This window comes from Pseudomonas sp. B21-036 (genome assembly GCF_024748925.1).
GTDB lineage: Bacteria > Pseudomonadota > Gammaproteobacteria > Pseudomonadales > Pseudomonadaceae > Aquipseudomonas > Aquipseudomonas palmensis.
Window position 1 is genome coordinate 257,288 of the sequence record NZ_CP087178.1, and the last position, 12,021, is coordinate 269,308.

13 protein-coding genes are annotated in these 12,021 nt (G+C 67.5%); 2 read left to right on the forward strand and 11 right to left on the reverse strand.

Features of this window, described 5'->3' with window-relative positions:
- The first annotated feature begins 67 nt into the window (after positions 1-67).
- Entirely contained in the window at positions 68-634 is a 567-nt protein-coding gene (nudE, locus tag LOY33_RS01190; protein WP_043861645.1) for an ADP compounds hydrolase NudE, read from the forward strand.
- A complete protein-coding gene (cysQ, locus tag LOY33_RS01195; RefSeq protein WP_229589770.1) occupies positions 631-1,458 on the forward strand; it encodes a 3'(2'),5'-bisphosphate nucleotidase CysQ in 828 nt (275 codons plus the stop codon). Before nudE ends, cysQ begins: the two co-directional genes overlap by 4 nt.
- Here cysQ and LOY33_RS01200 read toward each other — a convergent pair.
- The 11 genes from LOY33_RS01200 to LOY33_RS01250 form a co-directional block, all read right to left on the reverse strand.
- Positions 1,447-1,899 carry a YiiD C-terminal domain-containing protein gene (locus tag LOY33_RS01200; protein ID WP_043861647.1) on the reverse strand — a complete coding sequence of 151 codons (453 nt, stop codon included), beginning with the start codon at positions 1,897-1,899 and terminating at the stop codon, positions 1,447-1,449. The genes cysQ and LOY33_RS01200 overlap by 12 nt on opposite strands.
- On the reverse strand, positions 1,899-3,311 hold the full coding sequence (locus LOY33_RS01205) for a sigma-54 dependent transcriptional regulator (RefSeq protein ID WP_043861648.1): 1,413 nt from the start codon (positions 3,309-3,311) through the stop codon (positions 1,899-1,901). Before LOY33_RS01205 ends, LOY33_RS01200 begins: the two co-directional genes overlap by 1 nt.
- The gene (locus LOY33_RS01210) at positions 3,308-5,122 is read right to left on the reverse strand and encodes an ATP-binding protein (protein WP_081315192.1); all 1,815 of its coding nucleotides are present in this window, start codon (positions 5,120-5,122) and stop codon (positions 3,308-3,310) included. The genes LOY33_RS01205 and LOY33_RS01210 overlap by 4 nt, the downstream gene beginning before the upstream one ends.
- A 144-nt stretch (positions 5,123-5,266) precedes the next feature.
- Complete coding sequence (rfbD, locus tag LOY33_RS01215; protein ID WP_258660780.1) at positions 5,267-6,127, reverse strand: dTDP-4-dehydrorhamnose reductase; 861 nt, start codon at positions 6,125-6,127, stop codon at positions 5,267-5,269.
- Positions 6,124-6,669 (reverse strand): dTDP-4-dehydrorhamnose 3,5-epimerase, encoded by a 546-nt coding sequence (gene rfbC, locus LOY33_RS01220; RefSeq protein WP_258660781.1) that lies wholly within the window; start codon positions 6,667-6,669, stop codon positions 6,124-6,126. The genes rfbD and rfbC overlap by 4 nt, the downstream gene beginning before the upstream one ends.
- The gene (gene rfbA, locus LOY33_RS01225; RefSeq protein WP_054915924.1) at positions 6,660-7,541 is read right to left on the reverse strand and encodes a glucose-1-phosphate thymidylyltransferase RfbA; all 882 of its coding nucleotides are present in this window, start codon (positions 7,539-7,541) and stop codon (positions 6,660-6,662) included. Before rfbA ends, rfbC begins: the two co-directional genes overlap by 10 nt.
- Positions 7,538-8,620 (reverse strand): dTDP-glucose 4,6-dehydratase, encoded by a 1,083-nt coding sequence (gene rfbB / locus LOY33_RS01230; protein WP_043861652.1) that lies wholly within the window; start codon positions 8,618-8,620, stop codon positions 7,538-7,540. Before rfbB ends, rfbA begins: the two co-directional genes overlap by 4 nt.
- A 124-nt stretch (positions 8,621-8,744) precedes the next feature.
- The gene (locus LOY33_RS01235) at positions 8,745-9,422 is read right to left on the reverse strand and encodes a metallophosphoesterase (protein ID WP_054915925.1); all 678 of its coding nucleotides are present in this window, start codon (positions 9,420-9,422) and stop codon (positions 8,745-8,747) included.
- Positions 9,403-10,380, reverse strand: coding sequence for an ATP-grasp domain-containing protein (locus tag LOY33_RS01240; RefSeq protein WP_258660785.1), 978 nt, complete (start codon positions 10,378-10,380; stop codon positions 9,403-9,405). Before LOY33_RS01240 ends, LOY33_RS01235 begins: the two co-directional genes overlap by 20 nt.
- Entirely contained in the window at positions 10,377-11,261 is an 885-nt protein-coding gene (locus tag LOY33_RS01245) for an NAD(P)-dependent oxidoreductase (RefSeq protein WP_258660786.1), read from the reverse strand. Before LOY33_RS01245 ends, LOY33_RS01240 begins: the two co-directional genes overlap by 4 nt.
- Positions 11,258-11,947, reverse strand: a complete 690-nt coding sequence (locus LOY33_RS01250) for a WbqC family protein (protein ID WP_258660787.1) — start codon at positions 11,945-11,947, stop codon at positions 11,258-11,260. The genes LOY33_RS01245 and LOY33_RS01250 overlap by 4 nt, the downstream gene beginning before the upstream one ends.
- Between the last annotated feature and the right edge of the window lie 74 nt (positions 11,948-12,021).

The following is a 12,021-nucleotide window of genomic DNA, read 5'->3' on the forward strand; positions in this document are numbered from 1 at the left end:
TATTCTCGTTCGATCCAGACTCGGTGGACGGTATAGTACCCCGTTACCGCCAAGGAGCCGCCCCCTCATGCGCCAGAAACCCACTGTCCTCAGCCGCGAAATTGTTGCAAGCAGCCGCCTGTTCCGTGTCGAAGCGGTCGAGCTGCGCTTCAGCAACGGCACCGAACGTACCTATGAACGCCTGGTCGGGCGCGGTAACGGCTATGGCGCGGTGATGATCGTGGCGATGCTCGATGCCGAGCACGCGGTGCTGGTGGAGGAATACTGCGGCGGCACCGACGAATACGAGCTGTCGCTGCCCAAGGGCCTGATCGAGCCCGGTGAAGACGTGCTGGCGGCGGCCAACCGTGAACTCAAGGAAGAAGCCGGCTTCGGCGCCCGGCAGCTGGAACACCTGACCGAGCTGTCGCTGTCGCCCGGCTACATGAGCCAGAAGATCCAGGTGGTGCTGGCCACCGACCTGTTCGAAGAGCGCCTGGAGGGCGACGAGCCCGAGCCGATGCGTGTCGACAAGGTCAACCTGCGCGAGCTCTCGGCCCTGGCCCAGCATCCGCAGTTCTCCGAAGGGCGGGCGCTGGCGGCGCTGTACCTGGTGCGTGACCTGCTGACCCAGCGCGGCGTGTTCGGCGCATGAACGACCGCGAACTGATGCAGCAGGTGGTGCAGCTGACCCGACAGGCGGGCGCTGCCATCCTGCCCTTCTGGCGTGCGGACGTGGCCGTGCAGACCAAGCTCGATGCCTCGCCGGTGACCGCAGCCGATATCGCCGCCCACGACGTGATCGCCGCCGGCCTGCAGCGGCTGGCGCCCCATATCCCGGTGCTGTCCGAGGAAGACTGCGACATCGGCCTGGCCGAGCGCCAACAGTGGCAGCGCTGGTGGCTGGTGGACCCGCTGGACGGCACCAAGGAGTTCATCGCCGGCAGCGAAGAGTTCACCGTCAACATCGCCCTGATCGAACAGGGCCGGGTGGTATTCGGCGTGGTCGGGGTGCCCACCACGGGGCGTTGCTACTACGGTGGCCAGGGCCTGGGCGCCTGGCACGAAGACCCGCACGCGCCGGCAGCGCCGATCAGCGTGCGTGCGGCGCCGCCTGCCGGCACCCCGTTCACCGTGGTCGCCAGCCGCCGCCACAGCAGCCCCGAGCAGGAGCGCCTGTTGGCCGGCCTGAGTGCGGCGGTGGGTGAGCTGGAGCTGACCTCCGTGGGCAGCTCGCTCAAGTTCTGTCTGCTCGCCGAAGGCGCCGCCGACTGCTACCCGCGCCTGGCGCCGACCTCGCAGTGGGACACCGCCGCCGCCCAGGGCGTGCTCGAAGGCGCCGGCGGCGAAGTGCTGGGCCTGGACGGCCAGCCGTTCGCCTACCCATCCCGCGAAAGCCTGCTCAATCCTTTCTTCCTTGCCCTGCCAGCCGCAGCGCCGTGGCGCGCCAGCCTGCTGGCGCTCGCCTCAGCGGTGTAGTACGTACTGCCCGCCGAACTGCACGGCGGGCGTTTCACTGCCTTCGTTGAACACCTGGGTGTGCAGGGTCAGGCGCGCGCGGCCGTAGCGCTGGTAGGTGGCCACGAAGCGCTCCCAGACCTTGGCCTCGGGCGCCGCGCACACCGCCACGCCGGCGCCGGTGACCGGCAGCGGGTAGCTGATCTGGCCTTCCTGGATGACGATATGCCCGTCGCCGATGCCCGCCTCGCGCAGGCGCAGGTGCAGCCAGCCCCAGCCTGCCAGCACGGCCGCGCAATACAGGCTGCCGCCGAACATGGTGCTCTTGTGGTTGACGTTGGCCGCCAGCGGCAATTGCAGGCGCAGCCGCTGGTGCTGCCAGTCGAGCACCTGCAGGCCCATCTCGCGGGTCAGCGGGATGTCGGCGTGCAGCACGTCCTGCAGGTAATGGCTCGGGTTCATCAGCGGTTGTCCTCGGTGTCGTCGGTGCCACTGGCATTGCTGTCGGCAAAGCTCAGGCCGTGTTTGCGCAGCTTGTCGTGCAGGGTCTTGCGCGGCACGCCGAGGGCTTCGGCCAGGCTGCGCATCGAGCTGTGCGGTCGGGTCAGTTCGGCGGCGATCAGCGAGCGTTCGAACTGCTCGACCTGGTCGCTGAGGTTGCCGCTGCCCGGCGCTGCCTGCGCCTGATCGACCGGGCCTGGGCTGTCGCCGTCCAGGGCCAGCTCCAGGCCCAGGGCGAAGCGCTCGGCGGCGTTCTGTAGCTCGCGCACGTTGCCCGGCCACGCATGGCGCAGCAGCGTCGCACGTTGCGCCGGTTGCAGCACGTGGGGGGGCAGGCCGTGGCGTTCGCTGGCGGCGTCGGCAAAGTGCTGGAACAGCATCAGCACATCGTCGCCGCGCTCGCGCAGGGGGGGGATGCGCAGCGGCGCGACGTTTAGGCGGTAATACAGGTCGGCGCGAAAACGCCCCTGGTCGGCGGCCTGGCGCAGGTCTTCCTTGGTGGCGGCGATGATGCGGATATCCAGCGGGATCAGCTGGTTGCCGCCCAGGCGCTCGACCACCCGCTCCTGCAGCAGGCGCAGCAGCTTGACCTGTACATCCAGGCTCATGCTCTCGATTTCATCGAGAAACAGCGTGCCGCCATTGGCGAATTCGAACTTGCCGATGCGCCGCTTCTGCGCCCCGGTAAAGGCCCCGGGCTCGTGGCCGAACAGCTCGCTCTCGACTACCGATTCGGCCAGGGCACCGGCGTTGATCGCCACGAACGGGCCGTCGCGCCGGCTCGACAGGTCGTGCAGCGCGCGCGCCACCACCTCTTTGCCGGCGCCGGTCTCGCCCAGTATCAGCACATCGGCGCGGGTGCCGGCCAGCGCGCCGATCTGCTCGCGCAGCCGGGCCATCGGGGTCGACTGGCCCACCAGGCGCGTGCTCAGTTGCTGGCGATCGCTCAGGGCCAGGCGCAGGCTGCGGTTGTCCAGCACCAGGCGGCGCAGCGCCAGGCCGCGGCGCACGCTGTCGAGCAGGGCGTCGCTGGCGAAGGGCTTTTCGAGAAAGTCGTAGGCCCCGGCGCGCATCGCCTGCACCGCCAGCGGCACGTCGCCGTGGCCGGTGATCAGCAGCACCGGCAGGTCCGGGTCCTGGGCATGCAGTTGTTCGAGCAGTTGCAGGCCGTCGATGCCGGGCATGCGGATATCGCTCACCACCACCCCGGGCCAGTCGCTTTCCAGGCGCGCGGCCAGGCCCTGGGCGTCGCTCAGGGGCAGCACGCGCAGGCCGGCGAGGTCCAGGGTCTGGCTCAGGGCCTGACGCAGGTGCGGGTCGTCATCGACCAGGACGACCTGGGTGCGGCTGTCGATCAGTGTGTCGGTCGTCATGCCGAGGAGTCCTCCGAGGTTTGAAGCGCGGCGCCGGGGGTGGCCACGCGCAGTTGCAGGGTCAGCAGCGCACCGCCTTCCGGGTGGTTGGCCAGCACCAGCTCACCGCCCAGCGCGTTGATCAGCGTATCGCAGATCGCCAGGCCCAGGCCCAGGCCCTGGGTGCGCGTCTTGGTGGTGAAGAACGGCTCGCGTGCGCGCAGCAGGGCCTGGCTGCTGAAGCCCGGGCCGTTGTCGCGAATGGTCAGGTAGACGCTGCCTTCGCGGCGTTCGGCACTTAGCCAGAGCTTGCGCGGGTTGGCCTTTTCGGTCAGTGCGTCGAGGGCGTTGGCCAGCAGGTTGCCCAGTACCTGGCGCAGGCGGGTTTCGCCGGCCTGCACCCACAGGGTGGCCTCGGGCAGGTCGCGCACCAGTTCCACCGCCATCGCCCGGCGCCGCTTGGCCAGCAGGGCCAGGGCGTCGTCCAGTGCCGGCTGCAGCGCCACGCTTTCCGGCGCATGCCGGTCACGCCGGGCGAAGGCGCGCAGGTGGGCGATGATCGAGGCCATGCGCCCGGTTAGTTCGCTGATCAGCTTGAGGTTGCTGCGCGCATCGTCGGTGCGCTGGTGGTCGAGCAGGATCTCGGCGTTCTCGGCGTAGCTGCGGATCGCCGCCAGCGGCTGGTTGAGCTCATGGCTGATGCTTGCCGACATGGTGCCCAGCACCGACAGCTTGCCGGCCTGCACCAGCTCGTCCTGGGCGCGTACCAGTTCCTGCTGGGCCTGCTCGCGCTCCAGCACTTCGGTCTTGAGGCGGCTGTTGAGGCCTTCGAGGGCGGCGGTGCGTTCGGCCACGCGCAGCTCCAGCTCCTGGCGGGCGCGGGCCTCGAAGTCGAGGCGGTCCATGTAGTTGCGCCGGCGCTGCATCACCAGCCCGAGCAGCAGCATCACCACCAGCAGGGTGGCGGCGCCGATGAACAGCACCGTGCTCACCGAGCGGTCGACCAGGGTGCGCGGGGCCAGGATGCTGACCTGCCAGCCGGTCTCGGGGATGGCCTGGGTCTGGGTCAGCCAGGCATCGGGGTTGAGCCTGAGGGGCTTGGGCGTGGTGGTGGGGTAGGGCTGGATCGCCACGATCGCATCGCGCTCGGCCTCGCTGAGCGGGCGCGTGGCGCGAAAGCGCCAGTCGGGGCGCGAGGTGAGGATCACCACGCCGTTGTGGTCGGTCACCAGCAGTTGCTCGGGGGTCTTGCCCCACAGGGTTTCGGTGTGGTCCAGGTCGATCTTGGCCACCAGTACGCCGATCACCTGGTCGCCGTCACGCACTGCTGCGGCGAAGAAGTAGCCGCGCTTGGCCGAGGTGGTGCCCTGGCCGAAGAAACGCCCCAGCCGGCCCTGCATGGCTTCGCTGAAGTAGGGGCGGAACGAGAAGTTGCGCCCGGCAAAGTTGTCGTGCTTGTTCCAGTTGGAGGCCGCCAGGGTGTTGCCGTTGACGTCCATCAGGTACATCACCTCGGCGCCGGTCTGCGCGCAGATGTCGTCGAGCAGGCGGTTGGCGTTGGTCAGGGTCTCGAGGCGTATCGGGTCGGCCAGCACCGCGCGCAATGCCGGCAGGTCACCGAGGATCTGCGGCAGGGTCTCGTAGCGGTGCAGGGTGCCCAGCAGGTTGGCCACGTACAGGTCCAGGGTCTGGCGGTTCTGGCTGGCCAGTTCCTCCTGGTAGTAGTGCTCGGCCAGACGTTGCAGCGGCCACAGCAGCGGCGCCAGGCACAGCGCCAGGAGGGCCAGGCTGCGCCAGCGCGGACGGCGGGGGAGGGTCGGGGTCATGGTCATCGCAAACCGGGCTTTGGTGGGGGGCCGCGTTGCAGCCCATCGCGGGTCAAGCCCGCTCCCACAAGGTCATTGATTATCCCGTGGGAGCGGGCTTGACCCGCGATGGCGTCGCAAAGGGCGCAGAAACGTTGGGCGCATTATGCGCTACTTCAGGCACTCGATCAGCGCTTGACGCCAGTCTGGCTGCTCCACCTGCCACTGCTGGCGCAGGCGGCTGCAGTCCAGGCGCGAGTTCAGTGGGCGCTGCGCCGGGGTCGGGTATTCGCTGGACGGGATCGGCAGCAGCTGCGCGCAGGGCCTGCCCTGAGCCTTCAGATGCTCGCCGATGGCCTGGGCGAAACCGAACCAGGAGGTCTGGCCCTGCGCGGTCATGTGGTAGGTGCCCCACGCACCCGCCTGCCCGGCCTGCCAGCGCTGGATCAACGCCAGGGTGCTGGCGGCCAGGCTACCGGCCCAGGTCGGTGCACCGATCTGGTCGGCGACCACGCGCAGCTGCGGTTTTTCCTGCAGCAGACGCTGCATGGTCAGCAGAAAATTGCGCCCGTGCAACGAGTACACCCAACTGGTGCGCAGTGTCAGGTGCGCAGCGCCCACGGCATGGATGGCCTGCTCGCCAGCCAGCTTGCTGCGTCCGTACACGCTCAGGGGGTTGGGCGCGTCGTCTTCGGTGTAGGGCGTGGCCTTGCTGCCGTCGAACACGTAGTCGGTGGAGTAGTGCAGCAGCGGTACGCCCAGCCGTGCGGCCTCCTCGGCAAGTACGCCGGGTGCAGTGGCGTTGATGGCGAAGGCCAGCGCAGGTTCGTTTTCGGCCTGGTCGACTGCGGTATAGGCGGCGGCGTTCACCAGCAGGTCGGGGCTCAGCTCGCGTACTACCTGGCGGATGCGTTCGGGCTCGGCCAGGTCGAGCTGTTCGCGGCCCAGTACATGCACCTGGCCCAACCCGGCCAGGCGCTGCTGCAGGGCCTGGGCGAGCTGGCCATTGCGCCCGGTGATGAGGATTTTCATGGGAACAGGTCGGCGTCCTTGAGCAACTGGCCGACCTGATCCTTGGCCGACAGCTGCGGCGGTGCGTTCAGTTGCCAGTCGATGGCCAGCTGCGGGTCGTCCCAGCGAATGCAGCGCTCGGCGCTCGGGTTGTAGTAGTCGGTGGTCTTGTACAGGAACTCGGCGCTGTCGCTGAGCACCCGGAAACCGTGGGCAAACCCCTGGGGGATCCACACCTGCCGGTGGTTGGCGGCCGACAGGTGTACCGCCACCCATTGCCCGAAGGTCGGCGAGCTGCGGCGGATATCCACCGCCACGTCCAGCACCTCGCCCTGGGTCACGCGCACCAGCTTGCCCTGGGGGTTGTGCACCTGATAGTGCAGGCCGCGCAGCACGCCGCGCAGCGAGCGCGAATGATTGTCCTGCACGAACTGTGCATCGATGCCGGTTGCGGCCCTGAAGGCCTGGGCGTTGAAGCTCTCGTAGAAGAACCCGCGGTCATCGCCGAACACCCTGGGTTCGAGGATCAGCACGTCCGGTAGCGCGGTGGCGATCACTTCCATTGCTGGTCTCCGGTCAGGCCGTACAGGTACTGGCCGTAGCCGGTCTTGCCGAAGGCCTTGGCCCGTTCCAGCAGACGCTCCTGGCAGATCCAGCCCTGCTGGAAGGCGATCTCTTCAAGGCAGGCGACCTTCAGGCCCTGGCGATGCTCGATGGTCTGCACGTACTGCGAGGCCTCCAGCAGGCTGTCGTGGGTGCCGGTGTCGAGCCAGGCGAAGCCACGCCCGAAGCGCTCCACGCGCAGGTCGCCACGGCGCAGGTAGGCATTGTTGACATCGGTGATCTCAAGCTCCCCACGCGGCGAAGGCTTGATGTCGCGGGCGATGCGCACCACGTCGTTGTCGTAGAAGTACAGGCCGGTGACCGCGTAGCTGGACCTGGGCTGCGCGGGCTTTTCTTCGATCGACAGGGCGTTGCCTGCCGCGTCGAACTCGATCACGCCGAAACGCTCCGGGTCCTTGACCCAGTAGCCGAACACCGTTGCGCCGCTGGAGTGGGCGGCGGCGCGCAGCAGTTGCTCGGTGAAACGCTGGCCGTGGAACACGTTGTCGCCCAGGATCAGGCACACCGAGTCGTCACCGATGAACGATTCGCCGATCAGGAACGCCTGGGCCAGGCCGTCGGGCGAGGGCTGCTCGGCATACTCGAAGTGCACCCCGAACTGGCTGCCGTCGCCCAGCAGTTGGCGGAAGTGTGGCAGGTCGTGAGGGGTGGAGATGATCAGGATCTCGCGGATGCCGGCCAGCATCAGCACCGAGATCGGGTAGTAGATCATCGGCTTGTCGTATACCGGCAGCAGCTGTTTGGAAATGCCCAGGGTGATGGGGTGCAGGCGCGTGCCGGAGCCGCCTGCCAGTACGATGCCTTTGGTCATGCAATCAGGTCCTTGAAATCGCTGTTGCCCAGGCGCTGGCCCTGGTAGCTGCCGTCCTGCACATGGCGGCACCATTCCAGGTTGTCCAGGTACCACTGCACGGTCTTGCGCAGGCCGGTGGCGAAGGTTTCTTCAGGGCGCCAGCCCAGCTCGCGCTCGATCTTGCCGGCGTCGATGGCGTAGCGCAGGTCGTGGCCGGGGCGGTCCTGCACGAAGGTGATCAGGTCGGCATAGCGCGCCACGCCCGCCGGGTGTGCGGGGGCCAGCTCTTCGAGCAGTGCGCAGATGGCGTGCACCACCTCGAGGTTGGTCTGCTCGTTGTGCCCGCCGATGTTGTAGGTCTGGCCCACCTCACCTGCGGTGACCACCTTGAGCAGGGCGCGGGCATGGTCCTCGACGAACAGCCAGTCGCGCACCTGCTGGCCGTTGCCGTACACCGGCAGCGGCTTGCCCGCCAGGGCGTTGAGGATCACCAGCGGGATGAGTTTTTCCGGGAAGTGGTACGGCCCGTAGTTGTTCGAGCAGTTGGTCAGCAGCACCGGCAGCCCGTAGGTGCGCTGCCAGGCGCGCACCAGGTGGTCGGACGCGGCCTTGCTCGCCGAGTAGGGCGAACTGGGTGCGTAGGGGGTGGTTTCGGTGAACAGGTCGTCGACCCCATGCAGGTCGCCATACACCTCGTCGGTGGACACGTGATGGAAGCGAAACGCCTCGCGCTCGGCGGCCGGCAGCGTGCCCCAGTAGGCGCGGGTGGCTTCGAGCAGGCTGTAGGTGCCGACGATGTTTGTCTGGATGAACGCCGCCGGCCCGTCGATGGAGCGGTCGACATGCGACTCGGCTGCCAGGTGCATGATCGCCTGGGGCCGGAAGCGCTCCAGCACCGCGCTCACCGTGGCCTGGTCGACGATATCGGCCTGCACGAACTCGTAGCGGGTGTTGCTGGCGATGCTGTGCAGCGACTCCAGGTTGCCGGCGTAGGTCAGCTTGTCCAGGTTGAGCACGTGGTGGTCGGTGTGCTCGATCAGGTGGCGGACCAGCGCCGAACCGATGAAGCCGGCACCGCCGGTGATGAGTATGCGCATGTCGAATGGCCTTTGGTGCAGCGGGTGGTGTTCAGGTGGCTCGTAGCTTGTCGCCAGGCGCCGGCCGGTGCAAGGGCAACGCAGCGCTGGCCGACGTCAGGCTATCGGCCGGATGCCCGCGTAGTTAATAGTGGCTGATCCTGCCGCCGATCTGCGCGCCGAGGGGCAGGTTGTCGGAAAAGTACGCGGTGAACCCGGCGTCGCTCATCGCCTGCTGCATGCGCGGGATGTCGTAGGCCACACGGTGCAGGGTGAACTGGCCGGCGTGCCAGGTGGCGAAGGCCGCACGCGGGTCGCCGTCGCGTGGCTGGCCGACCGAGCCGGGGTTGCAGTAGACCTTGTCGCGGCCCTGCCAGAGCATCTGCACATGGGTGTGGCCCGAGGCGAAGTGCGTGCCGGGCAGCGCCTCGAAATACGCCTGCGAGGGGCGCAGGTACTCTTCGATGGGGTCGTTCCAGCCGCCGTGCACCAGCTCGATGCCGTGTTGCCGGCCGCGTGCGGGCAATGCCGCGAGCCATGCCGCGTTGGCGGCCGTGAGGATGCCCTTCTGGTAGTCCAGGCAGGCGTTGGCACTGTTGGAGCGTGGGCAGGGCGTGTTGCTCGACAGGTACCAGTCGTGGTTGCCCATCAGGCTGAAGATGCCGCGTTCGCGCAGCGCGTCGCAGCACTCGTTGATCTGGCAGTAGTACCCGGCCGTGTCGCCCAGGCAGATGATCTGCGACACGCCCAGGCGCTCCAGCTCGTCGAGCACCGCCGAGAGTGCGACGAAGTTGCCGTGGATATCAGAAATGATCCCGATCATGGACCACGAGCTCCTCGATGTAGCGCACCGCGAACCCCGGTCGGATCTCGGGAGTGGGGGGCGCCTTGCGGTTCAGGAAGAAGTCCAGGCACATGGCCGCCTCGTTGTAGCCGAAGGCCCGGCGCATGGAGCTGGTGGAGGAGATACGCGGGTTGATCTCCAGCAGTTTCCAGCTGCCGTCGGCGTCGCGGCGAAACTGCAGGTTGGTCGGGCCCACGGGCCTGAAGTGTGCACACAGGCGCGCCACCACTTCATCCAGCGAAGCCTCCTGGCGCACCCAGGCCTTGGCGGTTGAACCGTCGGCGGCCAGCTTGCGCTGCAGGGTGATCGACCCGAAGCTACCGCCTTCGCCATCGCCGAACACCGCCACGGTGAACTCCTGCTCGGCGCTGCCGATGATCGGTTGGGCCATCAGCACCTCGCCCAGCAGGTGCGCATGGGGTTCGAAGTCGCTGGCGCTTTGTACCCACACCAGGCCCTTGGAGGCATAACTGCGACGTGGCTTGAGCAGGAAGGGCAGGCCCAGGGTCCGGACCAGCTCGGCGAAACTGCCCGACAGGTAGCTGGGGATTCGCGCCGGCTCGTCGGCGGCGGCCAGCGCCTGGTCCATTGCCCACTTGTCGCGGGACAGATCGATCAGCGCTCGGCTGTTGAGCACCACGCCACAGCCCAGTTGCGCCACCTGTTCACGGTGGTCCGAAAACCAGTGCAGGTCCTGCTCGATGCCAGGTATCACCAGGTCGACCGCGTGCTGCCTGATCACCCGTTCGAGCCACGCCGGGTAGTCGGCGCTGACGGTCAGGGGCGCCTGCGCGAAGGCGTCGCACCAGGCCCTGCCGGCGGCATCGTCGTAGATATCGGTGCCTACCAGCACCACGGCCGGGTCGCTGGCACGCAACGACTTGAGCAGGCCGTAGCCCATGATGGCGCCCACGCCGGTAACCATGACCGTGCTCATGCCGTGCGCTCCCGATGCTGTCGGATCATTTCGAAACCCTGGTGGATATTCACCTGCGGCATGAAGTCGATGGCGGCGTGCAACGCCGGGTCGAGCAGCTGCGCTGGCAGGTCGGGCACATCCGGCTTTTCGCGCAGAAAGCGCACCTGGCCCTGCTGGCCGAAGGCGGACAACGCGGCCTGGGCGATTTCGCTCAGTGCAGGGCTGTCGGGGTGGACACAGTTGAACAGCCCGGTGGTCGTGGTGGCGGCCACACGGGTGCAGATCTGCACCAGGTCGTCCAGGTGCAGGTAGTTGCGCCGCGCGTCGTTGTTGCCGAACAGGCTGATGTCGTTGCCGGCCTGGGCCTGGTCGGCGAAGGCATACAGCAGCGGCTGATGGGTGCGGCAGGCACCGGCGGCGTCATACACCTGGCTGGGGCGCAGGATGGTCAGGGCGATGCCGTGCGCGCTGCATAACAGGCTGGCGAGCTCCTCGGAGTGGCGTTTGGATAGCGAGTAGATGCTGTAGTGAGGGTCGCCCGGGACGTGGCTGGCAAACACCGACGAAATCAGTATCAGGTGCCTGGCCCCGCTGCGTTGTGCCAGTCGGCAGGCGGCCAGCGTGCCGACCGCGTTGACCTGCTCGGCGCGGATCAGGTCGTCGATGCCGGGGCCGCCAAAGTCGGCGGCGGCCAGTACCACCACGTCGAACGGCGGCACGCTGGCGGGTACGCAGTCGGGCTGGCTCAGGTCGAAGAACACGTCGGCATCACGCCGCCCTGCGGTCTGCACCGGGCCCAGTTGCGCCAGGCCGTGGGCGATGGCCTGGCCGATCACGGAGGTGCTGCCGATGACCAGGCTGCCGAGAGGTGGACGTGGGGTGGAAATGTCGCGGGTCATCGTGGGGCATACCTCATGTAGTGCGCGGCGCGGGGCCCGCAGTTGAACAGCAGGTCGAGAATGCTGACCGCGTGACTGAAATCGCCCCATTGCTGTGGATAGGTGGGATAGCCGTCATAGTCGAACCAGCTGAGCTCGATGGCGCTGTCGGCGAACTGTCGTTCATCAAGGTAGTCCCTGGCTGCCGGCCCGGACACATAGTGCGTGGCTCCGGCCTGCTGGCACAGATCGACCAGACGTTCGGTCTTGCCTTCGCCCAGGGTGTAGTCCCACGAGCGGGTGATGCGCGTGGTGATGCCCAGGTAGTCGCACACGGCCTGTATCAGCAGCACGTTGAGCTCGCTCAGGTTGCGGTGCTGGCGGTCCAGGTACAGCGGTTGCAGCCGAGCGGCCACTTCGTGCCAGCAAGGCGCCTTGGCGTAGTTGGCCACCAGGCTCTTCCAGTGCTTGGCCTGCCAGTTGCCCGGGGCCAGCTCGACGTCGCGGATGCGCCGGTTGATGTTCTGCCCTGTCGGGATGGTCAGCCACTCCAGGCCGTTGGGGGTCTTGATGCGGTTACGGTTGCGCCAGTCGTTCTTGGTGTACTGCATGTCGTCGTAGACGATGAACTCGTCCACGGCCGCAATCAGGTCGAAGTACCCCTTCCAGGGAATGTAGTTGGATTGGAGGATGGCAACCTGCTTCAAGCGTCTGTCCCGGGGTTGGAGGGCGAAATCGACGGCGGGTCAGAATACGTTCAATTCTTTCCCTTCGTCACTCC

Bases quoted from the DNA above. Each gene is read 5' to 3' on its own strand.
- LOY33_RS01200 (WP_043861647.1), bottom strand. From the start codon at position 1,899: ATGAACCCGAGCCATTACCTGCAGGACGTGCTGCACGCCGACATCCCG.
- LOY33_RS01235 (WP_054915925.1), bottom strand. From the start codon at position 9,422: ATGATCGGGATCATTTCTGATATCCACGGCAACTTCGTCGCACTCTCG.
- rfbB (WP_043861652.1), bottom strand. From the start codon at position 8,620: ATGCGCATACTCATCACCGGCGGTGCCGGCTTCATCGGTTCGGCGCTG.
- rfbA (WP_054915924.1), bottom strand. From the start codon at position 7,541: ATGACCAAAGGCATCGTACTGGCAGGCGGCTCCGGCACGCGCCTGCAC.
- LOY33_RS01205 (WP_043861648.1), bottom strand. From the start codon at position 3,311: ATGACGACCGACACACTGATCGACAGCCGCACCCAGGTCGTCCTGGTC.
- rfbD (WP_258660780.1), bottom strand. From the start codon at position 6,127: ATGAAAATCCTCATCACCGGGCGCAATGGCCAGCTCGCCCAGGCCCTG.
- nudE (WP_043861645.1), top strand. From the start codon at position 68: ATGCGCCAGAAACCCACTGTCCTCAGCCGCGAAATTGTTGCAAGCAGC.
- LOY33_RS01210 (WP_081315192.1), bottom strand. From the start codon at position 5,122: ATGACCATGACCCCGACCCTCCCCCGCCGTCCGCGCTGGCGCAGCCTG.
- LOY33_RS01240 (WP_258660785.1), bottom strand. From the start codon at position 10,380: ATGAGCACGGTCATGGTTACCGGCGTGGGCGCCATCATGGGCTACGGC.
- cysQ (WP_229589770.1), top strand. From the start codon at position 631: ATGAACGACCGCGAACTGATGCAGCAGGTGGTGCAGCTGACCCGACAG.
- rfbC (WP_258660781.1), bottom strand. From the start codon at position 6,669: ATGGAAGTGATCGCCACCGCGCTACCGGACGTGCTGATCCTCGAACCC.
- LOY33_RS01245 (WP_258660786.1), bottom strand. From the start codon at position 11,261: ATGACCCGCGACATTTCCACCCCACGTCCACCTCTCGGCAGCCTGGTC.